Below are 24,988 nucleotides of genomic sequence, written 5' to 3' on the forward strand. Positions count from 1 at the left end.
GCGAGCGCGCTTCGTCGCCGCCCGTTGAGCGGTGGCGCCGCCTACCAGATCGGCTCGAGGGTCACATCGCTCTGCTGGCGTAGCAACTGCACCACGCTGTCCTCGCCGAGCAGATGCAGTGACCCGACCACCACCAACTCTACTGGCGGCGACTCTACCATGGCTAGGATGGGCGCCAGCCAGCGCGCATTGCGCTCTACCACGAGGGCGCGATAGAGCTGAGGCTGATCACTGAGCGAATCCAGTAGCTCTTCGCGCAGCACTTGCGTATCAGCCCGGCGCCACGCGCTGATCGTGCGCTCGGTCACATCGCGCAGCTGGCCAAGCTCGGCCAGCGCTTCGCTGAGCATGATGCGCTGAGTTTGGCCCGGTAGGCTTTCGAACACTGCCAGCTGCTCGCTGATCGTCTCCAGCCCTGCCGTCTCTCGATCGTCTTTGGTGGCTCGCGCGCTCAGCTGCGCCTCCACTCCAAGGTCGCCACGAAAGCCGAGCTGCTGCAAGTTGAGGTTGATCAGTACGGTTGCCAGAAACCAGGGGTCGAAGCCGTTGACGGCTGTCGGGTCAATGCCCGCGTCGAGAAGTTGATCGCGAAGCTGCGGGTAGCCCTCGCCGAAGACGACGTCTAGGGTCCGTAGGGGCGCCGCTGCGCCAAACTCCTGCAGCTTGCGCTCGAGCGTGCCCGCGCCCGCGGATGCCACGTCTAGCTCCATGACCAAGGTGTCAGTGTTGGCGTACGCATCCAGGACTGGCGCCGGGAGGGGGAGGTCCTGCTCGCGCAACACGTGAATCGAACCTAGCAAGAGCAGGTGGTGCTCGCCGTCACTCACGCGCCATAGAAGTGCCTCGCGCGGTGGGGATGCGGCTGTGTCGGTGTCCGCGAAGGAGCTGAGCGAGAGCAGTAGGCTAGTTGCTACCGCTCCAAGCATTGCGCGTTTTCGTCGGCGTTGGGTCATGCGGGGATGGCGCGCAGGCCTGTGTTGAAGGGTAGCCAGACTACCTCCGTCTCGATCTTTCCGTTCGTGTGTAGGCGCAGGTGGCGGTAGCCGGGCCCGCGTGAGTTGTCGGTGCCGAATTCCGCTTTGCGCGGCGCGAACTGCACGCAGGTGGAAGGGGTGCAGAGCAAGTGGGCGCCGCCACGCTGACCGTCGTAGCGCTGGTGGGCATGGCCCCACACGACAGCGCGCACGGATTCGGTTTGCTCGACCACCTGCAGGAGAGCGTGCGCATCCTCCAAGCCGATCGAGTCCATCCACGTGCTGCCTAAAGCGATAGGTGGGTGGTGCAGGGCCAGCAGCTGGTGTCGACCGCTGTCATCCGCCCGCGCCTGCTCTAGTAGCGCCAGCGAAGCCGCCGTGAGGCGACCACCGACCGCACCGGGTAGATGGCTATCCAACAGGTGAGCGCACCAATGCTCGCCGAGCCAGTGAACACCTTCGGTCACGAATGGGGCGCTAGAGAGCACCTCGCACAGGGTTTGCGGGTGATCGTGATTTCCGGGTATCGCCAGCACAGGACAGGGGGCGTCAGCAAACACCTCACGGATGTGTTCGTACGCCTCAGGGCTGCCATCGTCCGCGATGTCGCCGGTGAGCAACAGGGCGCCAGGCGTCGGGTGGCGCAGCAGCGCTCTTCGGTAGACGGCGTCCAGGCTGTCGCGCGTATCGATACCGCGCAGGCACTCGCCAGCCGTGCGGGTGATGTGCAGATCGGTGAACTGGAGCAGCTCGAACATGCTACGAGCATGGGTGTGGCGAGCGGAGCGGTCAAGCCGGCTCGGTCTCACTGTTTGCGGTCGTTCGTCGTCGAGGGTGCAGGCTTGGGAAACAGCTCACGGGTATCGCCGCGTAAGCGGTACCACAGCAGCCCCACCCACTCGTGAGCTGCCCAGTCCAACTGCGTTAGCGATCGAGCAGCCTGCGGCAGGGTGAAACCATCGCTGCCCGTGCGAAAATCTGTGGGGAAGCCAGCCACGGGCACCCCAACGGCGCGAAAGACCCCGATCGAGCGCGGCATATGGAAAGCGCTCGTCACCAGCCACCAATCGCAGCCTTTTGCCTCCGGGTTGGCCGCCATTAGTCTCGCTACCTCGCGCGCCGCGCCTTGTGTGTTGGTCGAGCGGTCTTCGTAAACAATGTTGCGCTCGGGTAGGGCAGCTTGCAGGAATGACCGTGCCACCGTGCTCTGAGATGCGCCGTCGCGCCAGCTCCCTGCGCCGCTGTGGATCAGGGTCGCCTCCGGGAAGCGTCGTGCGAGCACTACGAAGGTCGTAAGCCGATCAGCGAAATCGTTTACGTGTGGTGTGCCGTGTTTCACGCTCAGGGAGACCTGCTCTGCGCCCGCTAGCACCACCAGGCCGCAGGGGGGTGGGGCGTCGATCGGCGGCGGGGGGAAGCGGCGCTCCAGCGGGCCGATCACCCAGTCGCTCACCGGCGTAAGGGCGCAGACGAGCATCAGGAGTAGGGCGCTCGCGCCCAGGCGCCGGCCCACGCGGCGCCAGCGAGGGCGCAGGCTGAGCATTGCGCCCAAGGTGAGGCCCCAGAGCATGAGGTGGCTGGGTTGTATCAACCACCACAGATCGTAGCGAGTCATTGGCTTTCGAAATGTTGGGTAGAACGCACCAAACGGCGAGGGCCGGAATGCGTCGCGCACCCCGGCCCTCGTTCGTCGATCGGCAGCCGCGCGGGGCGGTCGGCGATCAGTAGCGGTAGTGGTCGGGCTTGTAGGGGCCTTCCACCTTCACGCCGATGTAGTCGGCCTGCTCCGGCGTGAGCTCGGTGAGCTTGGCGCCGATGCGGTCGAGATGCAGGCGTGCCACCTTCTCGTCCAGGTGCTTAGGTAACACGTAGACGTCTTTCTTGTAGTTATCGCCGTTCTGCCACAGTTCCATCTGCGCCAACACCTGGTTGGTGAAGGAGTTGGACATGACGAAGCTCGGGTGGCCCGTGGCGCAACCGAGGTTCACTAGGCGACCCTGGGCCAGCAAGGTGATGCGATTGCCGTTGGGGAAGATGATGTGGTCGACGCCATCTTTGATGTTGTCCCACTCGAACTGCTTCAGGCCCGCGACGTCGATCTCGTTGTCGAAGTGGCCGATGTTGCAGACGATGGCCTCGTTGCGCATCTGTGTCATGAGATCGGTGGTGATGATGTTGAAGTTGCCGGTGGCGGTGACGAAGATGTCCACGTCGCCGATCACGTCGTTGATGTCGACAACCTTGTAGCCTTCCATCGCCGCCTGCAGGGCGCAGATCGGATCGACTTCCGTGACCATGGTGATGGCGCCGAGAGCGCGCAGGGACTGGGCCGAGCCCTTACCTACATCGCCAAAGCCGCACACCAGGGCAGTCTTGCCGGCGACCATTACGTCGGTGGCGCGCTTGATGGCGTCGACCAGGGACTCACGGCAGCCGTACAGATTGTCGAACTTGGACTTGGTGACCGAGTCGTTCACGTTGATGGCGGGGAAGGGCAGCTTGCCTTCCTTGGCCAGGCGGTACAGGCGGTTCACGCCGGTGGTAGTCTCTTCGGTCACGCCTTGGATGTTGGCGAGGGTGCGCGAGTAGAAGGTGGGGTCCTTCTGCAGGCGGGCCTTGATCGACTTGAACAGGGCGACCTCTTCTTCGCTGCCGGGGTTGTCCAGGACGGCGATGTCCTTCTCCGCGCGCGTGCCTAGGGTGAGCAGGCCCGTGGCGTCGCCGCCGTCGTCGAGGATCATGTTCGGCGTGCCGCCGTCATGCCATTCCATGATGCGGTGGGTGTAGTCCCAGTACTCGTCCAGGGTCTCGCCCTTCACGGCGAACACGGGCACACCCGTCTTTACGATGGCGGATGCAGCATGATCCTGGGTGGAGAAGATGTTGCACGAGGCCCAGCGCACTTCGGCGCCGAGGGCGGTGAGGGTCTCGATCAGCACGGCGGTCTGCACGGTCATGTGCAGGGAGCCGGCGATGCGGGCGCCCTTGAGGGGCTTGGACTCGCCGAACTCCTCACGCAAGGCCATCAGGCCTGGCATTTCCGTCTCGGCGATGTTCAGTTCCTTGCGGCCCCAATCGGCGAGTGCGAGATCGCGGACGACGTAGTCAGCGTCCACTTTTTCCAAAGGAGTGCTCATGTTGATCTCCGTATTTCGTGTCGTTGTGGTGGCAGCCAAGCGAAGGGGCCTGCGCTGCCCGTTGTTCGTTGCTCAGGGACGGATCGTTTCGCTTAGCCGATGGCGGCGCGCAGGGCGTCGGCCTTGTCGGTCTGCTCCCAGCTGAACTGGGGCTCTTCGCGGCCGAAGTGGCCGTAGCTCGCCGTTGCCTGGTAGATCGGACGGACCAGGTCGAGGGAGGTGCGGATGCCGTAGGGGGTGAGGTCGAAGTGCTCGCGGATTAGCTGCGTGAGCTTCTCGTCCGCCACCTTGCCGGTGCCGAAGGTGTCGACGGTGATCGAGGTGGGCTCAGCCACGCCGATCGCGTAGGACACCTGAATCTCGCAGCGATCGGCGAGGCCCGCGGCAACCACGTTCTTGGCCACGTAGCGGCAGGCGTAGGCGGCGGAGCGGTCCACCTTCGAAGGATCCTTACCGGAGAAGGCGCCGCCGCCATGGCGGGCCATGCCGCCGTAGGTGTCGACGATGATCTTGCGCCCGGTGAGGCCGCAGTCGCCTACGGGCCCGCCGATCACGAAGCGGCCGGTCGGGTTGATGTGGATGTGCTCCGATGGGCAGCCCGCCAGCCACTCGGCAGGCAACACGGGCTTTAGGATCTCCTCCATCACCGCCTCGCGCAGCTGTTCGGTGGAGACTTCCTCGGCGTGCTGGGTAGAGAGCACGACGGCGTCGAGGCCAACGGGTTTGTCATCCTCGTAACGCAGGGTGACCTGGCTCTTCGCGTCCGGGCGCAGCCAGGGCAGGGTGCCGTTCTTGCGCACTTCTGCCTGGCGCTTCACCAGGCGGTGGGAGTAGGTGATCGCCGCGGGCATGAGCACGTCGGTCTCGTTGGTGGCGTAGCCAAACATGAGGCCTTGGTCGCCGGCCCCCTGAGCCTTGTCTTCCTCGCGGTCGACGCCCTGCGCGATGTCCACGGACTGCTTGCCGATGGCGTTGATCACCGCGCACGTGGCGCCGTCGAAACCCATATCCGAGTGGGAATAACCGATGTCCAGAATCGTCCTGCGGACCAGGTCTTCCAAGTCGATCCAGGCGTTGGTGGAGATCTCACCGGCCACGATGGCCATACCGGTCTTCACCATGGTCTCGCATGCCACACGGGCCCGGGAGTCTTCCGCCAGGATGGCATCCAGCACGGCATCAGAGATCTGGTCCGCGATCTTGTCCGGATGGCCTTCCGACACCGACTCGGAAGTGAAAAGGTACGATTTGCTCATAATTGTTCTGTCCCCGTGGGTAAACGAGACGCTCGGGCACCCTCTGGGGGGTGCTTCCTAAGGTGGTGGGCCGGGTTGGAACTGGCCCCTGAAACAGCTTCTGGAATCAGCTGGATAGGCGGCTTTGCGGCTGCGCAGCGAGCGCGGATTATACAGCAACTCCGCCGCAGTGCCGAAAAGCCGTCACGCGCCGTCGCATTCTTCGCCGCGCCCAAGCGCAGGGCGATGCTAGAATTCGACGTCGCCAACATCGCCGTACCGCTAGAGGGGTAGCATGCCCGCCTTGGAATCGCCCGTCTGCGATTTCGATTCACCTATTCCAGATTTCTGCCTGCCAGACCCAGCCGGCGCGCTATTTCGGCGCGACGACTGTACCGGTACGCGCGGTCTGTTGGTTATGTTCCTGTGCAATCACTGCCCCTTCGTGCAGGCAGTCTTGCCGCGCCTGCTGGAGCAGACCAGGGCCCTCGCCGCCCTGGGTGTCGGCACCGTCGCCATCATGCCCAATGACTTTCGCGCTTACCCCGAAGATGCCCCGACAAAGATGCGGGCCCTGGCCGAGACCATGGATTTCCCCTTCCCCTATCTGGTGGATGAGGGCGGCGAGGTAGCGAGACGCTTCGGCGCGCTCTGCACGCCCGACTTTTTCGGCTACAACGCCGCCGGACTGCTGCAGTATCGGGGCCGCCTGGACGGCGCACGCATGCAGCCGGTCACGCCGGACACGCGCCCGGAGCTTCTCGAGGCCATGAGCGCCGTCGCCAGCACTGGGAGCGGCCCCGTTGAGCAATTCCCCAGCATCGGCTGTTCCATCAAGTGGGCTACCGCGTAGGTGCGCGCGCGCGGTCCTAGCCGTGAGACGTCACTTTGGTTGATGGCGCTCCGGGTGCGCGAGACAATGCGCGCCCACCCGATGGATAACCCCGATCGTCCGACGACTAGATCCCCCTAGAGGTTCATGCATGCCCACCCGTAGAGACTTAGCCAACGCGCTGCGCGCCCTCGCCATGGATGCTGTGGAGCAGGCACGTTCGGGGCATCCGGGCATGCCCATGGGCATGGCGGACATGGCCGAGGTGTTGTGGAACGACTGGCTAGTGCACAATCCCGCCAATCCCCGCTGGGACAACCGCGACCGCTTCGTGGTCTCCAACGGCCACGGCTCCATGCTGGTTTACGCACTGCTGCACCTCTCGGGCTACGACCTGCCGCTAGCGGAACTGCGCAACTTCCGCCAGCTCGGGTCGCGCACCCCGGGGCATCCCGAGTACGGCATCACACCTGGCGTGGAGACCACTACGGGGCCTCTGGGGCAGGGCATCGCCAACGCTGTCGGCATGGCCCTCGCCGAACAGGTGCTAGCGGCGCGCTTCAACCGCCCGGGCTTCCCGATCGTCGATCATCACACGTACGTGTTGCTCGGCGATGGCTGTCTCATGGAAGGTATTTCCCACGAGGCGTGTTCCCTAGCCGGCACCTTAGGTCTGGGCAAGCTGATCGCCCTCTACGACGACAACGGCATCTCCATCGACGGCGATGTGCGCGGCTGGTTCACGGACGACACGGAGCAGCGCTTTCTGTCTTACGGTTGGCATGTGATCGACGACATCGACGGCCACGACCCGGACGCCGTCGCCCGCGCGCTCGAAGTTGCGCGATCCATCGAAGACAAGCCCACGCTGATCATGTGCCGCACGGTGATTGGCTACGGATCCCCGGCGAAGGAAGGCACTGGCGACTGTCACGGTGCCCCGCTCGGCGCCGAAGAAGTGCAGGCTGCGCGTGAACGCCTAGGCTGGGAGCACGGACCCTTCGAGATACCGCAGGACATCCGCAGCGCTTGGGATGCGCGCACCCGCGGCGCCGAACGCGAGGCGGCTTGGCAGCAGCTGTTCGATGAGTATCGGGAGAAGTTCCCGGAGGAGTCGCGCGAGTACCTTCGTCGCATGGCGGGCGAGCTGCCGGCGGACTGGGAGATAAAGGCGGCCGACGCAATCGCCGTTAGCGCAGACAAGGCCAAGGACATGGCCAGTCGAAAGGCCTCTCAGCTCGCCCTGGAGGCGTTCGGTCCTTTACTACCGGAATTGCTAGGCGGCTCGGCGGACTTGGCGGGCTCGAACAACACGATTTGGTCCGGCTCGAAGGCGATCGGCGCCCGCGAGGTGGACGGCAACTACCTGCACTACGGGGTGCGCGAGTTTGCGATGACGGCGCTGGCCAGCGGGCTCGCGCTGCACGGCGGATTCATCCCGTACTCGGCCACCTTCCTGGTGTTCTCCGACTACGCGCGCAACGCCGTGCGCATGGCGGCCCTCATGGGCCTGCGCAACATCCTCGTCTACACCCACGACAGCATCGGCGTGGGTGAGGACGGCCCCACCCACCAACCCGTGGAGCACGCTGCCTCCCTGCGCCTGATCCCGAACCTGTCCCTGTGGCGCCCCTGCGATGCGGTGGAGTCCATGGTGGCGTGGGCGGTGGCGATCGAGCGCCGCGAGGGGCCCACGGCGCTGGTATTTACGCGCCAGGGCCTGCCCCATCAGCCGCGTACGCCGGACCAGCTACAGGCGATTCGACGTGGCGGCTACACATTGGTCGATCCCGAGGGCCTGCCGGAGATCGTTCTGCTGGCGACCGGCAGCGAAGTCAGCCTAGCTGTCGATGCGGCCAAGCGCCTTGCGGACAACGGCCGCGCCGTACGCGTCGTGTCCATGCCGTGCACGGACCTGTTCGACGCGCAGAGCGAGGATTATCGCCACAGCGTGCTGCCCCCTGCGGTCACCGCGCGGGTGGCCATCGAGGCGGGCAAGACCGACCTGTGGTGGCGCTACGTGGGCATTGCGGGCGATGTGATCGGTCTCGATCGTTACGGTGAGTCCGCCCCTGGTAAGGCCGTTTTCGAACACTTTGGATTTTCTGCCGAGGCCGTCGCTGACCGGGTTGAGAGCCTGCTCGGCGCCGCCTCGTAACTTCAGGAGGGAGTCATGGCGATCAACATCGCGATCAATGGATATGGACGTATCGGCCGCATGGTGCTGCGGGCCTGCTACGAGGCCGGACGCAACAAGGACATTCGCATCGTCGCGATCAACGACCTGGGCGACTCCGAGACCAACGCCCACCTCACCCGCTTCGACACGGCCCACGGCCGCTTCAGCTCGCAGGTGATGGTGGAAGGTAACGACATGGTCGTGGATGGCGATCGCATCCGCGTGCTCGCCGAGCGCGACCCCGCGAAGCTGCCCTGGGGCGAGCTCGACGTGGACGTGGTGCTTGAGTGCACGGGCCTGTTCGCCTCGCGCACCAAGGCTGCGCCTCACCTGGAAGCTGGCGCCAAGAAAGTGTTGATCTCCGCGCCCGCGGGTAAGGATGTGGACGCCACAGTCGTTTACGGCGTCAATCACGACGTGCTCCGTGCTGAGCAAAAGGTGGTTTCGAACGCTTCCTGCACGACTAACTGTCTGGCCCCGATGGTCAAGCCCCTGCACGATGCAATCGGCCTCGAAACGGGCCTCATGACCACCGTGCATGCCTACACCAACGATCAGGTGCTGACGGACGTCTTCCACAAGGACCTGCGCCGCGCGCGCTCGGCAACCCACTCGATGATCCCCACCAAGACCGGCGCCGCCGCTGCCGTGGGCTTGGTGCTGCCGGAGCTCGACGGTCGCCTAGACGGCTACGCCATCCGCGTGCCCACGATCAATGTCTCCCTGGTAGACCTCACCTTTACCGCCGCGCGCGACACTTCCGTTGACGAAGTCAACAGTGCCCTAAAAGCTGCTGCCGAAGGTCCGCTTAAGGGCATCCTGGCCTACAACGAGGCCCCACTGGTGTCCGTGGACTTCAACCACGACGCCCACTCCTCCACCGTCGATGGTTCCCTGACCAAGGTGTCCGGTCGCCTGGTCAAGGTAAACTCCTGGTACGACAACGAGTGGGGCTTCTCCAACCGTATGCTCGACACCATGCAAGCCATGATGAGTGCTAAGTGACCTCGCTGACCAACGATCGCTCATGAGCATCTTGCGGATGGCGGACGTGGACCTCGCGGAGAAGCGCGTGCTGATCCGCGAAGATCTCAACGTACCCGTGCGCGGCGGCGGGGTGGTGAGCGATGCGCGTATCCGCGCTGCCCTGCCCACCCTGCAACTTGCCCTGGAGCACGCCGCCGCGGTGATCGTGGTGTCCCACCGCGGACGTCCGGAGGCAGGTCAGCCCGATCCTGAGCTCTCGATGGAGCCGGTCGCGCGACACCTGGCAGGTTTGCTAGGTCGCGAGGTGCGCTTCGAGGCGCAGTGGATCGACGGCGTCGAGGTGGCGCCTGGCGAGATCGTGCTCTGTGACAACGTGCGCTTTCTGGTCGGCGAGAAGACCAACGACCCGGCCCTCGCCAAGCGCCTCGCCTCCCTCTGCGACGTCTATGTCATGGACGCTTTCGGCACGGCCCACCGCGCCCACGCGAGCACGGCGGGTGTGGCTGAGCACGCGCCTGTGGCGTGCGCGGGGCCGCTGCTGATGGGCGAGCTGGATGCCTTGGCGCGGGCGCTCGATCATCCCCTGCGGCCGATGCTGGCGATCGTGGGCGGCAGCAAAGTGTCCACCAAGCTAACGCTGCTCGAGTCCCTGCTCGATCGGGTGGATCAGCTGATCGTGGGCGGCGGCATCGCCAACACCTTCATTGCCGCTGCCGGCCATGCGGTCGGCAAGTCCTTGTACGAACCTGACCTGCTCGATACGGCGCGCGCGCTGGTGCAGCGCGCGGAGGCCGAGGGACGCAGTATTCCCCTGCCCACCGACGTGGTGGTGGCTGCAGAGTTTGCAGACGATGCCAGCCCGAGGATTTGTGCCGTCGACGACGTGCATCAGGACGAGATGATCCTCGACGTGGGCCCCGAGACCGCGCAAGCATTTGCACGCGTCGCCTTGGCGGCAGGTACCATCGTCTGGAACGGCCCCGTGGGCGTGTTCGAGTTCGACCGCTTCGGCGAAGGCACGCGCGCCCTGGCCACCGCCGTGGCCAAGAGTTCGGCCTTTTCCATCGCCGGCGGCGGCGACACGGTGGCCGCCGCGGAGAAGTATGGTGTGCTCGAGCGCCTCTCCTACGTCTCGACCGGCGGCGGTGCGTTCCTCGAGTTCCTCGAGGGGCGTGAGCTGCCCGGCGTCAAAGTACTGCAGCGGAGCGAATAAGCTGTGATCGACCCTATCCAGGCGCCGGCCCGCCGCCGGCGCACCAAGATCGTTGCGACCTTGGGGCCCGCGTCCTCCACGCCGGAGTCCCTGCGCAAGCTGATCGAGGCGGGCGCCGACGTCTTCCGCGTGAACTTCTCCCACGGCACCGCCGAGCAGCAGGGTGCCTTGGTAGAGGCCGCGCGCCAAGCCGCCCGCGAGGCCAACCGCGAGGTGGCAATCCTCGGCGATCTGCAGGGACCTAAGATCCGTATTGACAAGTTCCGCGACGGCCCGGTACTACTCGAGCAAGGCGCGCGCTTTACCCTCGATGTGGGCCTCGACGCCAACGCCGGCACCGTCAACTCCGTGGGCGTGACCTACAAGCAGCTGCCGGGCGATGTGCGCCCCGGCGACGTGCTGCTGCTGGCGGACGGCCAGATCGTCCTCGACGTGGAAGCCGTGGAGCGCGAGCGCATCATCTGTCGCGTGGCCACGGGCGGTGAGCTCTCGGACAATAAGGGCATCAACCGGCAGGGCGGCGGCCTGTCCGCCGAGGCCCTCACGCAGAAAGACCTCGACGACATCAAGACCGCAGCCAAGTTGGAGATGGACTACCTAGCCGTGTCCTTCCCGCGTGAGGGTGCGGACATGGATTACGCCCGGGGCCTGCTAGAGGAGGCCGGCGGTAAGGCCCTGATGGTCGCCAAGGTGGAGCGCGCTGAGGCCATCACCAATCTGCGCGAGATCGTCGGAGCGAGCGACGTGATCATGATCGCCCGCGGTGACCTCGGCGTGGAGATCGGCTTCGCCGAGCTGCCGGCGCTGCAGAAGGAGATCATCAAGACCGCGCGCGAGATGCACAAGGTCACGATCACCGCCACGCAGATGATGGAGTCGATGATCTCCAACCCCATCCCGACCCGCGCGGAAGTCTCCGACGTGGCTAACGCGGTGATTGATGGCACTGACGCGGTGATGCTGAGTGCCGAGAGCGCTGTCGGCCGCTACCCCACGGAAGCCGTGGCTGCAATGGCCAAGGCCTGCCAGAGCGCCGAGCGCGTGCGCACCACGATGGTGTCTGGCCACCGCCTCGACGCCAAGTTCGCCTACGTCGACGAGGCCATCGCCATGGCCACCATGTACGTGGCCAACCACCTCGACGTGGCGGCCATCGTCGCGCTTACCGAGTCCGGCTCCACGGCGCGCTGGCTGTCGCGCATCAGCTCCGGCATTCCGATCTTCGCCTTCACTCGCCACGAGCGCACGCGTCGGCGGGTGAAGATTTACCGCGGCGTCTACCCGGTGGCCTTCGACATCACGCACACGAGCGCCGCCGAGTCGAATCGCGCTGTCGCCGAGACCTTGCTGAGTCACGGCATCGTGAAGGAAGGCGATCACATCATCCTCACGGGCGGTGACTTCTCCGGCGTCTCCGGCTGCACCAACAACCTTCGCATCGTGAAGGTGTCGAGCGGCGACCTGCAGCCGACGGGCAAGATCTGATGAGCGAGGGGCGCTTCGAGGGCAGCCAGCGCTACGTGGCCACGGAGGACCTCGCCCTCGCCGTCAACGCCGCGCTCACGCTGGAGCGTCCCCTGCTGCTGAAGGGCGAGCCCGGCACGGGCAAGACCCAGCTCGCCCAAGAGGTGGCGGCCTCCCTCGGCGCGCCGCTGATCGAATGGCACATCAAGTCCACCACCCGCGCCGTGCAGGGCTTGTACGAGTACGACGCCGTCGCCCGCCTGCGCGACTCCCAGCTCGGCGACCCACGGGTCGAGGACATCGCCAACTACATCAACCGCGGCAAGCTCTGGCAGGCCTTCGACGCCGATCAGCGCCCGGTGCTACTGATCGACGAGATCGACAAGGCTGACATCGAGTTTCCCAACGATCTCCTGCAGGAGCTCGACCGCATGGAGTTCTTCGTCTACGAGACGCGGGAGCTCGTGAAGGCCAAGCAGCGCCCGGTGATCATCATCACCAGCAACAACGAAAAGGAGCTGCCCGACGCCTTCCTGCGCCGCTGCTTCTTCCACTACATTCGCTTCCCGGAGCAGGAGACGATGAAGCAGATCGTCGAGGTGCATCACCCGGCGCTCAAGCCCGAGCTGCTGCGCGCCGCGTTGGAGGCCTTCTTCGACCTGCGCGACGTGCCCGGCTTGCGTAAGAAGCCTTCCACCAGCGAGCTGCTCGATTGGATCAAGCTGCTCGTCGCCGAAGATATCCCGCCCGAGGTGCTGCGTAGCGAAGACAAGCGTAAGGCGCTGCCGCCGCTGTACGGCGCGCTGCTGAAGAACGAGCAGGATCTGCACCTGTTCGAGCAGCTGGTCTTCCTTGACCGCCGCCGCGGCGGTTAGTCCTGAACGCGCTGGCGCGCCGTGCTCGTCGACTTCCTCTTCCACCTGCGCCGCAGTGGCCTGAAGGTCACCACCACCGAGTTCCTCACGCTGCTCGAAGTGATGAAGGCGCACCTGCCCGAGTTCAGTATCGAGCGCTTTCACGGCCTCGCGCGCACCTGCCTGATCAAGGACGAGTCCCTCTACGATCGCTTCGATCGCGCCTTCTCCGCGTACCTCGCGGGCGTCGAGGTGACCTTCGAAGGCTGGGGCGAGTCTCTCCCCGAGGATTGGTTGCGCCAGCAGGCAGAGCTATACCTGAGCGATGAGGATCGCGAGCAGCTGGCCAAGAACGCTAAGAGTTGGGAGGAGTTGCTCGATACGCTGCGCCAGCGCCTCGAAGAGCAGGACGACCGCCACGAGGGCGGCTCGAAGTGGGTCGGCACCGCGGGGACATCGCCCTACGGTGCGTACGGCGATCACCCCGAAGGCATTCGCATCGGCCAGCGTGAGGGGCGGCGGCGCAGCGCCGTGAAGGTGTGGGATCAGCGGGAGTTCCGTGACCTCGACGGATCACGGGAGCTGGGCACGCGCAACTTCAAGATCGCCTTGCGCCGTCTGCGTCGCTTCGCCCGGGAGGGCGCAGCGACGGAGCTGGACCTGGACGCCACGATTCGCGACACGGCGCGCGACGGTGGCCTGCTCAACGTGCGCGAGCGGCCCGAACGACGCAACGTGGTGAAGCTGCTGCTGTTCCTCGACGTGGGCGGGTCAATGGATCCCTTCGCTCGCGTGTGTGAGGAGCTGTTCTCGGCGGCGCGAGCGGAGTTCGGGCAGCTCGAGTATTTCTACTTTCACAACTGTGTGTATGAGCGGGTGTGGCGGCAGAACCGGCGGCGCCAGTCGCTGAGCACGCCCTTGGCTGAGGTGCTGCGGACCTATCGCTCGGACTACCGCGTACTGTTCGTGGGCGATGCGGCGATGAGCCCCTACGAGCTCACGCATATCGGCGGCAGCGTGGAGCACTGGAACGAGGCGCCGGGGGCCGCGTACCTCGAGCAGATGGCGGAGCACTTTCCGCGGGTGGCGTGGTTGAACCCGCTGCCGCGGGAGGAGTGGGGCTACACGCAGTCGGTGCAGATCGTGTCGCGGTTGCTGGGGGCGCGGATGTTTCCACTGACCCTGGATGGGTTGGATGGAGCGGTCCGGTGTTTGCGTGGGGCCGGGGGGCCGCGGCGGCCGGATCCTGCCCATAGCTAACGCCTGTGTATCCCTGTTCATCGTGACCGCGTGCAGGTTGTTGACCGGACCGTCATTGGGCGTCTTCAGGTATCCAATCCGGTTGACATTCAGGTTTAAACGGGTCTTTGTTCGGGTATGCTTCGCGTCGAGACCCTCCAAGTCACCCAGCCCATCCTCGCGCTGCTGTCTGAACTCGACGAGTTCAAAGGGGCCTGGCGGGCCTTCGGTACCCTCGCGCCTGAGCGGTTAGCCATGCTCCGGCAGGTGGCCACGATTGAGAGTATTGGCTCCTCCACGCGAATTGAGGGCAGTACGCTCTCGGACAGTGAAGTGGAACAGCTGCTGGGGCGACTGGACATCCAGGCATTCTCCAGCCGCCATGAGCAGGAGGTGGTGGGCTATGCGCAGGTGATGGAAACGGTGTTCTCGTCTTGGCAGCACATCCCCATCACGGAGAACTACCTCAAGCAGTTGCACCGAGATCTCTTGCGCCACTCCACCAAGGACGCCCACCATCGCGGCGAGTACAAAACCCAACGTAACGAGGTCGGCACCTTCGATGCCGCGGGCCAGATGGTGGGCGTGGTTTTCGAGACCGCTAGTCCCTTCGACACGCCGCAGCGCATGGCCGAACTCGCCGCGTGGTTCAACCAAGCGCGTGAGCAAGCCACGCTTCACCCTCTGCTCGCGATCGGTGTGTTCGTGGTGGTGTTTCTCGAGATTCACCCGTTGCAGGATGGCAACGGTCGCCTAAGCCGCGTGTTGACTACGCTGTTGCTGCTGCAGGCCGGTTACGTGTACGTGCCCTACGCTTCCCTGGAGGCGGTGATTGAGCAGAACAAGGAGCAGTACTACCTCGCCTTGCGACGGACGCAGCAGACGATCCGCGCCGAGACACCGGACTGGCAGCCATGGCTGGCGTTCTTTCTGCGCTCGCTGCAACAGCACAAGCACAGGCTAGAGAGGAAGATCGCGAGTGAGCAGCGCGCGCTGAACGAGCTGACGCCGCTCGCCGTGGTGGCGCTAGAGTACGCACGTGCGCACGGGCGGGTGACGAACAGGGATGTGGTGCGCGAGGCGCAGGCGAGCCCGAATACGGTGAAAAGTACACTGAGTGCGCTGGTTCGCAAGGGATTGCTCGTGCGTCATGGAGGTGGGCGTTCTACGTGGTACGGTCTGCCGTGAAGGGTCCTCTTGCGAAGACTCGCGTCCAAGAAGCACCTTCCAATGATAGGTACTGGCCCGTCGGCGCCATAGGACTCCGGGGCAGTCTCGTCATGAGGGACCGACAAAAGGTACGGAAAGTCACAGCGTAGGGGCGCCAACGCGGGGCGGGCGCGACAACGGAGGAAGCCCGTAGTTGGGGAATGCGGTGTTGGTCGCGGATGTGGCGCGCAAGCCGCCGCCAATCAAGGGCGGTAAGTCGCGTGCGAGCCACTGCCTTGGGCGAGCCTCTCTTAGACCCGCACGAAATCAGTTAGCCGCCATCAACGCCGACAAATCCGTCAACACTTCTTCCGAATGGTTGTCCGGATTCACCCGCGCATAGTGCCGCGCGATCTCCCCCTCCGGATCGATCAAGAACGTCTGGCGCTTCGCCATCTTCACCGGCCCAAAGCTGCGCAATACGCCGTACGCCTTCGCCATTTCCGCGTCCGGATCGGACAGCAGCGTGAACGGCAGCGAGTACTTCTGCGCGAACTCCTGGTGGGAGTCCACATCGTCCAGGCTCACGCCCACGATCTTCACGCCCATCTTCTTGAACTTGAAGATGTCGTCGCGGAAGGCGCAGGCCTCGGTGGTGCAGCCGGGGGTACCGTCCTTGGGGTAGAAGTAGAGGGCGACCCATTGGCCGGCGAAGCTCTCGAGCTCGTGCCATTCGCCGTGTTGATCCTGCAGGCGGAAGTTGGGGGCGGGCTCGCCGGCCTCCACCGCGAAGGCGTTGGCAGTGGCCAGGGCGAAGAGGGTGACGCCGAGCGCCAGTCGATTCAGCGTTGCAAACTTCATGTCGTATCCTTTTCAGGTCGATCCGCGGGCATCGTGGCGGTCGATGTTGGCGGTTTCAACACAGGGTCGCGGTCAAGTTTCGTTGCGCAGCGGCGCGGTGATTCAGTCGCGGCGGTCGCTTTTCTCCGTATGCGCGATGCATAAGTTGCGATAATCAGGAGCGGTTTTGGGTCACGGGCACCTGCCACCAGCGCAGCAGGCCGACGCCACGGCGTTGGCGACCCCCTATTCGGCGGGCGGCGGCGGCACGGCTCTGGTGCTCCCGGGCGGCGGCGCGCGCGGGGCCTACCAGGCGGGCGTGTTGCGCGGGGTCGCTGAGATCCTCGATGCCAAGCGCTGCCCCTTCCCCATCATCACCGGCACCTCGGCCGGCGCCATTAATGCCGTGTCCCTAGCCTGCTCGGCCCTGGATTTTCGCCACGGCGTGGCCCGCCTGAGCGGGGTGTGGCGCCATTTTACCGTAGATAAGGTGTTCCGCTGCGATTGGACCGGGGCGGCTGGCAATCTGGCCCGCTGGGGCTGGTCCCTCGCCCGCGGCGGCCTCGGCAACGTGCCGGTCTCGCTCCTCGACAACACTCCCCTGCGCGAGCTGCTCGAAACGCATTTGCGCATGGCCCGCATCCAGCACGCGATCGGGGTGGGGGCGCTGCGCGCGGTGGCCGTGTCGGCGGCGGGCTTTCGCTGCGGGCGGACCGTGGCGTTCTACGAGTCGGACGACAGCGTGAAGCCCTGGAAACGTGCGCGTCGCGAAGGTCGGCCCTGCCACATGAGCCTGGACCATCTGATGGGTGCGGTGGGCATCCCCTTCGTCTTCCCCGCAGTTCGCATGCAGAACGACTTCTTCGGCGACGGCGCTGTGCGTGAGTCGGCGCCCTTGAGCCCTGCGATCCACCTGGGAGCGGATCGCCTGCTGGTGGTCGCCGTGCGCGATCCCTCCCTCGGCGCCGTGCCCGAGCTGGCGCGACCCTCCCTGGGCGAGATGGTGGGATACCTCCTCGATGCGGTGTTCGAGGACGGTCTCTACAACGATCTCGAGCAGCTGACGCGCCTGAACAACATGCTGGGCGAGGCCCCGCAGGGCGAGCGGCGGCGCAATCAGTTCCGCCGCGTGCCGGCCTACGTGATCTCCCCTAGTCGCGACATTAACGCGATCGCCGCCCGCCACGCGCATCGCTTCCCCGGCGCGTCGAAGATGATGTTGGGGGCCTTGGGCGGTGGCGAGGCGCTGGCGAGCTTCCTGCTCTTCGACGGTCAGTACTGCCGCGAGATCATGCGCTTGGGCTACCGCGATTGCCTGGCCCAGCGCGATGCCCTGAAGCGGTTCTTGGACGCGGGCAGCGATACCGAGGCCGAGACCTTGCACGCAGCGAAGCACCTGCCGGTCAACTCTTGAGGTGCCCCTGGGCGTCAGACCAAGAACAGCGCGCCTAGGCCGAGGAAGGCGAGGAAACCGACCACGTCGGTCACCGTGGTGAGCACGACGCTGCCCGCGAGCGCGGGATCCACCCCGAGACGCCGCAGGACCAGGGGGATGGCGACGCCGGCGATGGCGGCGCAGATGCAGTTGAGCAAGATCGCAGCGGCGATCACGGCGCCGAGCTCTGCCGAACGAAACCATAAGGCGGAGACGGCGGCGACCACGAGAGCCCAGCCGATCCCGTTTAGCGCGCCCACGGCCAGCTCCTGGCGCAGCACCAGCCGCGCATTGCTGCGCTCGATCTGCCCCAGGGCGATGGCGCGGATTACCAGGGTCAGGGTCTGGCTGCCGGCGATACCCCCCATGCTCGCCACCACCGGCATCAGCACGGCGAGGGCGACGACCTGGCCGATCGTCTCGTCGAACATGCCCACGACCCCGGCCGCGAGGAAGGCCGTGGCGAGGTTCGCCCCCAACCACACGGCCCGGCGGCGGGCGCTCACGCCGACGGGGGCGAAGAGATCTTCGTCCTCGTCGAGGCCGGCCATGCTCATCATGTTGTGCTCGGCCTGCTCGCTGATCACGTCGACCACATCGTCGATGGTGATGCGGCCGACGAGGTGACCGTCGTCGTCGACCACGGCGGCGGAGACCAGGTCGCGGTCGGCGAACAGGCGCGCCACGTCCTGCGCCGTGTCGTTGAGGTTGATGGCGCTCTCGCCGGTTTCCATCACCTCGCCCACGCGGACCTCATCGTCGTTCACCAGCAGGGCGGTGACGTGCAGCGTGCCGAGGTAGTTGCCGTAGCGGTTGACCACGAACAGGCGGTCCGTGTCGTTGGGGATGTCGCCGCGCATGCGCAGGTAGCGGCGGACCACGTCGACGGTCACGTTGGCGCGCACGGTCACCGTGTCCGTGTTCATCAGGCCGCCGGCCGTGTCCTCGGGCAGGGAGAGCACCTGATCGAGGCGTTCGCGGTCCTGCGCGCCCATGGACTGCAGCAGGCGCTGGGTGACCGCTTCTGGGAGGTCGCCGATGATGTCGGCGAGGTCGTCGAGCTCGAGGGCGTCGGCGGCTTCGACCAGCTCCTCGGTCTCGGTGATGCCGATCAGGCCGGAGCGCACCTCGTCGCCGAGGTGCACGAGCACCTCACCTTCCTCATCGCTGCCCATCGTGCGCCAGAGGATCTGACGCTCCGTGAGGGGCAGGGATTCGATGAGATTGGCGATCTCCGCCGGCGACATGGAGAGCAGGGCGCGGTGCAGGGACTCGAGGCGGCCGGCCTCGATGGCTTCACGCAGCGACTGCAGCTTGCTCGGCTTGTTCTCGAGCGTTGTCGACATGCGTGCACCCCCGGGCCCTGCGAGCCACCGCGCGGTAGAGGCGATGGCGAGATCGTCGGCACGGAAGTGTATCGGCGCGGCGGGGCAGATGCTACGCGCCGAATTCGCGATCGGCAGAGCTCAAATGGGCACGCGGGGTTATGCGATGACGTCCAGGCGTCGTTGGCCGGCTGCGGTGATCGCCGCGACCGCTGGGTGGCCAATGCGACGCTCGGGCAGGATGGCGAAGTAGCGCTCCACCACAGAGCCGCCGGTGCGGCCGATCTCCTGCACGCCGTAGCTGTCGCACACGCGGGAGGCGATGACCGCCGGCGCCACGAAGACGCCGATCCCCTCCTGACCAAAGGCCTTTAGCAAGCCGCTGTCGTCGATCTCAGCAGCGATCAGTGGGCGCACGCCTCGTTCTGTGCACCACACCTCCAGGCGCGTGCGCAGGGAGTTGCGCACGGCAGGCATCAGGAATGGGGCGCCGTCGAGGCAGGCGGGAAACTCAGGTCCTAAACGCTCGGCGAGATCCGGGCGCGCGAAGAAGGCCACGTCGCTCTGGCCGAGGGGATGGCTCTTAGCGCGCACGTCAAGGTCGCTCGGCAGGGATCGATCGGACAGTACGATGTCGAGGCGGTGCACGGAGAGATCTGCGAGCAGCTCTTCCAGCGTGTCCTCGTGCGTGACCACCCGAACCGGTTCCTCGAGCGCGAGCGCGGGTGCCACGATTTCGCAGGCGATCAGCTTAGCGATCGAGTTGACGATGCCCACGGCCACCGAGCTTGGCGAGCGCGGCTTCGCCCCATGGCGCAGGATCTGTGTGAGCTCCTGCCCTACGGTGAAGATCTCGTCGGCGAACTGGGCGACGAGACGCCCCGTGTCCGTCAGCACCAGCGAGCGACCGTCGCGCTGGAACAGGGCCGCGCCGATGCTCTCCTCGAGCCGTTTGATTTGGCCGCTGATGGTCTGTGGCGTGAGGTTCAGCACTTCCGCGGCCCGGCTGACCGATCCCTCGCGCTGCACGGTCCAGAAGTAGAGCAGGTAGGTGTAATTGATGTGACGCACGGCATTCAAATCGCCGATGCACGGTACGTGGAACCGGCTGGCCTATGTAGGGAGTTACTTCGAGGGCCTCGAACCACGCCTACGGAAACATCTGCTGTTTCCCATGGAGGCACCCACGTACCTTGCGCTTGCGAAAAATCTGAGAACACCGCTCCGGGCGAGGCAACGCCCACCATCATCGAAGGTGCTGACATGGAGAATCAAGTCATACCGTTCGCGCTCGACAGTGATCCGCTGCTCGCGCTCGCCCCCGAGGTCATTCTCTCGGAAACCCTGGAGAGTCTGATCGCGAGCGCCGAGACCACCTTTGGTGGCGAGGCGTGCGAGGCCTTCCACGACGGTCAGCTGGTCGAGGTGGAGGTGGTGTGTGATGCGAAGATCGTCGAAGCGGTGTACGACGCGAACTCGTGCGAACTGCTCGACGCCCATGTGCAGCCGGTTGGGCGACGCGGCAAACGCGTCGTGCGCGCTCTCGATCGGGCGGTGCTCACCCTCGTCGATGCGATGGATGTGGCAAAGGGGGCAGTCGGCCCCGGTGAGAGCCTAGAGGCCGGCCTGCGTACCACGGGGTCCGATGGCGGACGTCGCTTCGAGGTCATCTTGCGCACGAGCGAGGGCGTTTACGAGATTCAGGTCGACTCGGCCAGCGGCCGTCTGGTGCGCGTCGTCCCGCGCTGATCGAGGGCCGATAACGCAGGAAAACCGATAGGTGGAGGACGACCCCGACTTTCGCCTGGCCCGAGATGCCTACGCGCGCACCCTCGCCATCGGCGGCGCTCAGCGCGAACGCTTACCCACCGCCGCTTTGGAGGCCCTCGCGGGCGATGTGGTCTCCCTGCTCGCGAGCCGCTTGCGCGACGCGCCACCCGAGGGAGACGCCCCGGGCACCCCTTCCCCAGCGGCCTTTGACGCTTTCGTACGCGCCCTGTTGGACTCCGATGCACACCGCGCGGCGGACCACATCGATGGCGCCCGCGCGATGGGCGCCGGCGTGGAGGCAATCTACCTAGGGTACCTGGCCCGTGCGGCGCGACACCTCGGTGCCCTATGGGATCGCGATCGCATCGACTTCGTACAGGTCACCGTGGCCATCGGGTGCCTCTACGCCATCATGCGCAGCCTGCGCCAAAGCCTGCCCGCCGTGCGCCACCAGGACCCGTGGCGCCACGCCCTGTTCATCACCATGCCTGGGGATGATCATCGTCTGGGCGCGGCAATCGCCGCAGATCTCTTTCGCGCCCAGGGGTGGGACATTCAGTTGGAAGGACCAGCGGATCGCGCAGCTGCCGTGACGATACTGATGGGCAGCGATCACAGCGTGGTGGGGATATCGGCAAGCCGCAATGCGCAGTTGAGCGAATTGATTCGCTTGGTGAGCGCCCTGCGCATCTGCCGCCCTGAGGCGTTCATTGTGGTGAGCGGCCATATCGTGGAGGAGATGCAGGATCTCCAGGAGCTGGTCGATGCGGATGCCGTGGTGGGCAGCGCGCCGAGCGCCATCGAGCGGCTAGAAGAGCTCATCGCGAATCAGCGCCGAACGGCCCGCGGGCGCTAGACCCCAATCGAGCGTGTCTGCGTCGGGTGTCTCGCCGCGAGGCAAGGCACGATGGGGCTGCGCTCGCTAGACAGCTTCTGCACGAGCTGGCTAAATCCCGGCGGATAAGCCAAGGACCTGCCGATGAGTTCGCCGACCCCCTTGGACGCTGGCGCTGCAGGCGACAGCGCCGCCATGGCTGCGACGTCAACCGCCATCGCTGCACCTGCCCGAGCGTTCCGATTTAGCGGTAGGGCCCGGGAGTTTTTCGGCATCTGGGCCGTCAACCTTCTGCTCACGGTGGCAACCCTGGGTCTCTACTCGGCGTGGGCGAAGGTGCGCACGCGCCGCTACTTCTATCGCCACACCGCCTTTGCCGGTGAGCGCTTTGACTACCATGCTAAGCCCACTGCGATTTTGCTAGGGCGTTTGGTCGCATCCGCGCTCGCTGCCCTCTACCTCATGGTGGCTTGGCTGGCGCCGGGCTGGGAACTGATCCCCGCGGCGGGCACCTTCCTTGCCACGCCCTGGTTGCTGACCATGGGGGCTCGCTTCAACGCGCGCAACTCTTCCTATCGCAATGTGCGCTTTTCCTTCAGCGGTCGACTGAAGCCTGCCTATGCGGCCTTCGTGGGCTGGCCGATCCTGGGCTTGCTCACGCTGGGGTTGATGATGCCCATCTCCCTGCATCGCCAAGCGCGCTGGAAGCTAGATAACCACCGCTTCGGCAGCTTGCCCTTTCGCTTCGACACCGCCACCGCGCCCTATTTCGGTCTGTATTGGAAGGCCATCGGCCTCACGCTGCTTGGGGGGTTCACGATTCTGGCGATCATCGTCGGTGCCGTCGCCTTGGGTGCCGCCAGGGTCACCGTGGAAGGGGGGCAAGCGACGGTTGCGCAGACGAGCGCAGTGTTGCCGGCCTACGCGGCGCTGATCCTCGGCTACACCCTTGCTGGTGCTTACTTCGTGACACGCTCCATGAAGATCGGGCTTGGCACTAGCACCCTCGGGGGCCATCCTTTCGTGGTGACGATGCGAGCGCGCGATGTCATGTGGCTCTACGCCACCAACAACATAGCGATACTATTGACCTTCGGTCTCGCCTTGCCATGGGCCAAGGTGCGCACGGCTCGCTATCAGCTGCAACACATCGCCCTTTGTATCGATGAGTGGACGATTCAACGGGTCGTTGCTAAGCGCTCGGCAGATGCCTCTGCGATTGGTCAGGAGGTGGCGGAGGCCTTCGACGTCGACGTCGACTTCGGGATCTGACACGCATGATCGAGTTCACCGCTCGCTACTTCGCCGGCGACCGTCCTCGGGCTGAGGACGTGGTCGTGCGTGTCGATGAGAAGCGCAAGCAGTTGACGATCACCGGCACGTGCTTCATCCAGTCATTTCCCCTCGAGAGGCTGCGGATGGAGAGCCGTCTGGGCGATACGCCGCGCATCCTCGAGTTGCCCGCGGGTGGTCGTCTGGAGTCCTCTGATCATCGGGTCCTTTCGCAGTTGGAAGATACGTTGGGTGATCGCGGCGGCTGGCTGCATGCACTGGAGTCGCAGCGCGGTCCTGTGATCTTGTCCTTGGCGAGCGTGATGCTGATGCTGGCCGGCGTTATCTGGCAGGGCCTGCCCGCTCTGGCGTGGGCCGCATCGGAGCTGATCCCACCTTCCTACGACCAACAGATTGGCCGTGCAGCCCTGACGTTTTTGGATCGCGAGTGGCTCTCGCCTAGTGCGCTGCCCGAGGAGGAGACGGCCCGCATCCGTGGGCTCTTCGACGAGGTGGTGGCGTACTCGGGGCAGTCGCGCTCCATGGGACTGCTATTTCGTGCCGGACACCCCGCGCACGAGCAGGAGGGCATCGGTGCTAACGCCCTGGCCTTGCCCTCCGGCATCGTGGTGATCACAGATGAGCTGGTCACCTTGGCGGTGTCGGAAGATGAGCTCGTCGGCGTCTTGGCGCACGAGGTGGGTCACGTGGTCCATCGCCACAGCCTGCGGCGGGTCATCCAGAGCGCCGGCATCACCGTGCTTGTGTGGGTGCTCACTGGCGATGCTGCCGGCATGAACGTGCTTGTGGAGAGCGCGCCTGCGGTGCTCGCCAATGCGGCGTACTCACGCCGTTTTGAGGCTGCTGCAGATGATTTCGCCAGTGCCTACCTGCGCACGACCGGACGCGATCCCCGTGCATTGGGTACCTTGTTACTGCGACTTGAAGCGCTCACGGGCGGGGCCGGCACGGGCTACCTCGCCACCCATCCGCCGGCTGCGCGGAGGGCGGAGCGATCCTTGGAGCTTGCCCCGCGCGAAGCGCCCTGAGCCTCATGTGCTCGTCGCACCGGGTGGGCCCCTACACGCTAAGCTGGTGCCATGGCTAGCGATGTGCTCGACCAACTCGCCCTGATCGCGATTGGTACCACTTGGTTCAGTGCCCTGGTGCTATCCCTCGGCCACTTGTCATCCGAGCTGTACGCGGAGCGACCTTGGGCGAGGCGCTTCGGGCTTGCGCTGCTGCTCAACCTAAGCGTGCTGCAAGGGATGCACTACTGGGCGTTGGTCGGCGAGCTGCACGTCTGGTCATCCTCGCTCTACATCGCCAGCATCTTTTGCACGGGCGCCCTGTTCTTCTTCTTCTGCCGCGCCGTGCTGCGCTTCGAGCAACCCCTCCCCCGGTGGGCGTGGGCCGCCCTGATGCCGCCTCTGATCGGGGCCGTCGCACCGGGCCAGATCATGTTCTTCGTCGCCTTCGTGATCGGCGCTGGGTACTTTCTGGCGATCGGGGCCCAGCTATTCGTGCTTCGCAGCCAACGGCGACGCTTCGCCGCGGAACTCACCGCGCTGGTCGCCCTATTCATCATCTCTGGGATGACCCTGCTGTTGGGGCTGCTGCTGCCGTGGATCGAAGAGCATGTGTACGTGTCTGTATTCGCCATTCTCAATGGCCTGAGCTTCGTGCCAGCCTTGCTGTTGGCGGTGCGCTACCCGGACCTTCTCAATCGCGCCGAAGAGGCGTTGGTGCTGGCCGAGGCCAACTCGACCCTGCGCAAGGTGGACGTGGCCAGCAAGCGACGCGAACTCGATCGCCTGATGGGCGAGGAGCACTTGTATCGAGACGAGACGCTGAACCTGGCGGCCTTGGCGGATCAACTGCAGCTCTCCTCGCACCAGACCTCCGAGCTCCTCAACCAACACGTAGGCATGGGCTTTGCGCGCTACCTGCGCAAGCACCGGGTGGCCGATGCCTGCCAGGCCTTGCTTGCGCAGCCACGTGAGTCCGTGCTGTCGATCGGTCTCAACGCCGGCTTTTCCTCCCAGTCAACCTTCTATACCGCCTTTAAGCAGGAGACCGGTCTCTCCCCCGGTCAGTACCGAAAGACCCCCCAGGACTCACCCACAGGTTGAGTATCCAGACTTCCCTCTTATATTCCTGGAAGTTCCTTAATTATTGTTTTAAAAAGATATTTAGGAAGATGCATCTCGCATCGCAAGGTCGGAAGACCCGAGCTGCAGGCACCGGT

22 protein-coding genes are annotated in these 24,988 nt (G+C 65.2%); 14 read left to right on the plus strand and 8 right to left on the minus strand.

Annotated features, from left to right (window positions below; genetic code table 11):
- Nucleotides 1–41: 41 nt before the first annotated feature.
- The 5 genes from AAGA68_00815 to metK all read right to left on the minus strand — a co-directional run bounded on the left by AAGA68_00815 (nt 42) and on the right by metK (nt 5,367).
- The gene (locus AAGA68_00815) at nt 42–926 is read right to left on the minus strand and encodes a TraB/GumN family protein (GenBank protein ID MEM9383574.1); all 885 of its coding nucleotides are present in this window, start codon (nt 924–926) and stop codon (nt 42–44) included.
- A 23-nt stretch (nt 927–949) separates the two neighbouring features.
- Nucleotides 950–1,732 carry a phosphodiesterase gene (locus tag AAGA68_00820; protein MEM9383575.1) on the minus strand — a complete coding sequence of 261 codons (783 nt, stop codon included), beginning with the start codon at nt 1,730–1,732 and terminating at the stop codon, nt 950–952.
- A 47-nt stretch (nt 1,733–1,779) separates the two neighbouring features.
- Nucleotides 1,780–2,589 carry a YdcF family protein gene (locus AAGA68_00825; GenBank protein MEM9383576.1) on the minus strand — a complete coding sequence of 270 codons (810 nt, stop codon included), beginning with the start codon at nt 2,587–2,589 and terminating at the stop codon, nt 1,780–1,782.
- Nucleotides 2,590–2,695: 106 nt separating this feature from the next.
- The gene (ahcY, locus tag AAGA68_00830; protein ID MEM9383577.1) at nt 2,696–4,111 is read right to left on the minus strand and encodes an adenosylhomocysteinase; all 1,416 of its coding nucleotides are present in this window, start codon (nt 4,109–4,111) and stop codon (nt 2,696–2,698) included.
- Between the two features lie 92 nt (nt 4,112–4,203).
- On the minus strand, nt 4,204–5,367 hold the full coding sequence (gene metK / locus AAGA68_00835; GenBank protein ID MEM9383578.1) for a methionine adenosyltransferase: 1,164 nt from the start codon (nt 5,365–5,367) through the stop codon (nt 4,204–4,206).
- 274 nt (nt 5,368–5,641) lie between these two features.
- Between metK and AAGA68_00840 the strand changes: the two genes are divergently transcribed.
- The 8 genes from AAGA68_00840 (at nt 5,642) to AAGA68_00875 (ending at nt 15,302) form a co-directional block, all read left to right on the plus strand.
- Nucleotides 5,642–6,199, plus strand: coding sequence for a thioredoxin family protein (locus tag AAGA68_00840; GenBank protein ID MEM9383579.1), 558 nt, complete (start codon nt 5,642–5,644; stop codon nt 6,197–6,199).
- Between the two features lie 130 nt (nt 6,200–6,329).
- Complete coding sequence (tkt, locus tag AAGA68_00845) at nt 6,330–8,336, plus strand: transketolase (protein ID MEM9383580.1); 2,007 nt, start codon at nt 6,330–6,332, stop codon at nt 8,334–8,336.
- Between the two features lie 15 nt (nt 8,337–8,351).
- On the plus strand, nt 8,352–9,362 hold the full coding sequence (gap, locus tag AAGA68_00850) for a type I glyceraldehyde-3-phosphate dehydrogenase (GenBank protein ID MEM9383581.1): 1,011 nt from the start codon (nt 8,352–8,354) through the stop codon (nt 9,360–9,362).
- A 22-nt stretch (nt 9,363–9,384) separates the two neighbouring features.
- On the plus strand, nt 9,385–10,557 hold the full coding sequence (locus tag AAGA68_00855; protein MEM9383582.1) for a phosphoglycerate kinase: 1,173 nt from the start codon (nt 9,385–9,387) through the stop codon (nt 10,555–10,557).
- A 6-nt stretch (nt 10,558–10,563) separates the two neighbouring features.
- Nucleotides 10,564–12,042, plus strand: a complete 1,479-nt coding sequence (gene pyk / locus AAGA68_00860) for a pyruvate kinase (protein MEM9383583.1) — start codon at nt 10,564–10,566, stop codon at nt 12,040–12,042.
- On the plus strand, nt 12,042–12,896 hold the full coding sequence (locus AAGA68_00865) for a MoxR family ATPase (GenBank protein ID MEM9383584.1): 855 nt from the start codon (nt 12,042–12,044) through the stop codon (nt 12,894–12,896). The genes pyk and AAGA68_00865 overlap by 1 nt, the downstream gene beginning before the upstream one ends.
- A gap of 21 nt (nt 12,897–12,917) precedes the next feature.
- A complete protein-coding gene (locus tag AAGA68_00870; GenBank protein ID MEM9383585.1) occupies nt 12,918–14,135 on the plus strand; it encodes a VWA domain-containing protein in 1,218 nt (405 codons plus the stop codon).
- Between the two features lie 117 nt (nt 14,136–14,252).
- Nucleotides 14,253–15,302: a Fic family protein gene (locus AAGA68_00875; protein ID MEM9383586.1), complete on the plus strand. Its 1,050-nt coding sequence runs from the start codon at nt 14,253–14,255 to the stop codon at nt 15,300–15,302.
- Between the two features lie 288 nt (nt 15,303–15,590).
- Here AAGA68_00875 and AAGA68_00880 read toward each other — a convergent pair whose 3' ends face one another.
- The gene (locus tag AAGA68_00880) at nt 15,591–16,124 is read right to left on the minus strand and encodes a peroxiredoxin (GenBank protein MEM9383587.1); all 534 of its coding nucleotides are present in this window, start codon (nt 16,122–16,124) and stop codon (nt 15,591–15,593) included.
- Between the two features lie 166 nt (nt 16,125–16,290).
- On the opposite strand from AAGA68_00880, the gene AAGA68_00885 reads away from it, so the two are divergent.
- Complete coding sequence (locus AAGA68_00885) at nt 16,291–17,517, plus strand: patatin-like phospholipase family protein (protein ID MEM9383588.1); 1,227 nt, start codon at nt 16,291–16,293, stop codon at nt 17,515–17,517.
- A 14-nt stretch (nt 17,518–17,531) separates the two neighbouring features.
- Here the strand turns inward: AAGA68_00885 and mgtE are convergent, their stop codons facing one another.
- Both mgtE and nhaR read right to left on the minus strand, forming a co-directional pair.
- Entirely contained in the window at nt 17,532–18,884 is a 1,353-nt protein-coding gene (mgtE, locus tag AAGA68_00890; GenBank protein ID MEM9383589.1) for a magnesium transporter, read from the minus strand.
- Between the two features lie 138 nt (nt 18,885–19,022).
- On the minus strand, nt 19,023–19,934 hold the full coding sequence (gene nhaR / locus AAGA68_00895) for a transcriptional activator NhaR (protein ID MEM9383590.1): 912 nt from the start codon (nt 19,932–19,934) through the stop codon (nt 19,023–19,025).
- A 192-nt stretch (nt 19,935–20,126) separates the two neighbouring features.
- Between nhaR and AAGA68_00900 the strand changes: the two genes are divergently transcribed.
- From AAGA68_00900 to AAGA68_00920, 5 genes are all read left to right on the plus strand, one after another.
- Entirely contained in the window at nt 20,127–20,612 is a 486-nt protein-coding gene (locus tag AAGA68_00900; GenBank protein MEM9383591.1) for a hypothetical protein, read from the plus strand.
- A gap of 31 nt (nt 20,613–20,643) precedes the next feature.
- A complete protein-coding gene (locus AAGA68_00905; GenBank protein MEM9383592.1) occupies nt 20,644–21,489 on the plus strand; it encodes a cobalamin B12-binding domain-containing protein in 846 nt (281 codons plus the stop codon).
- Nucleotides 21,490–21,612: 123 nt separating this feature from the next.
- On the plus strand, nt 21,613–22,740 hold the full coding sequence (locus AAGA68_00910) for a YjgN family protein (GenBank protein MEM9383593.1): 1,128 nt from the start codon (nt 21,613–21,615) through the stop codon (nt 22,738–22,740).
- A gap of 5 nt (nt 22,741–22,745) precedes the next feature.
- Nucleotides 22,746–23,789, plus strand: a complete 1,044-nt coding sequence (locus AAGA68_00915; protein ID MEM9383594.1) for a M48 family metallopeptidase — start codon at nt 22,746–22,748, stop codon at nt 23,787–23,789.
- A gap of 51 nt (nt 23,790–23,840) precedes the next feature.
- Nucleotides 23,841–24,872 carry a helix-turn-helix transcriptional regulator gene (locus tag AAGA68_00920; GenBank protein ID MEM9383595.1) on the plus strand — a complete coding sequence of 344 codons (1,032 nt, stop codon included), beginning with the start codon at nt 23,841–23,843 and terminating at the stop codon, nt 24,870–24,872.
- Nucleotides 24,873–24,988 lie beyond the last annotated feature (116 nt).

This window comes from Pseudomonadota bacterium, assembly GCA_039193195.1.
Classification (GTDB): Bacteria; Pseudomonadota; Gammaproteobacteria; order Steroidobacterales; family JBCBZW01; genus JBCBZW01.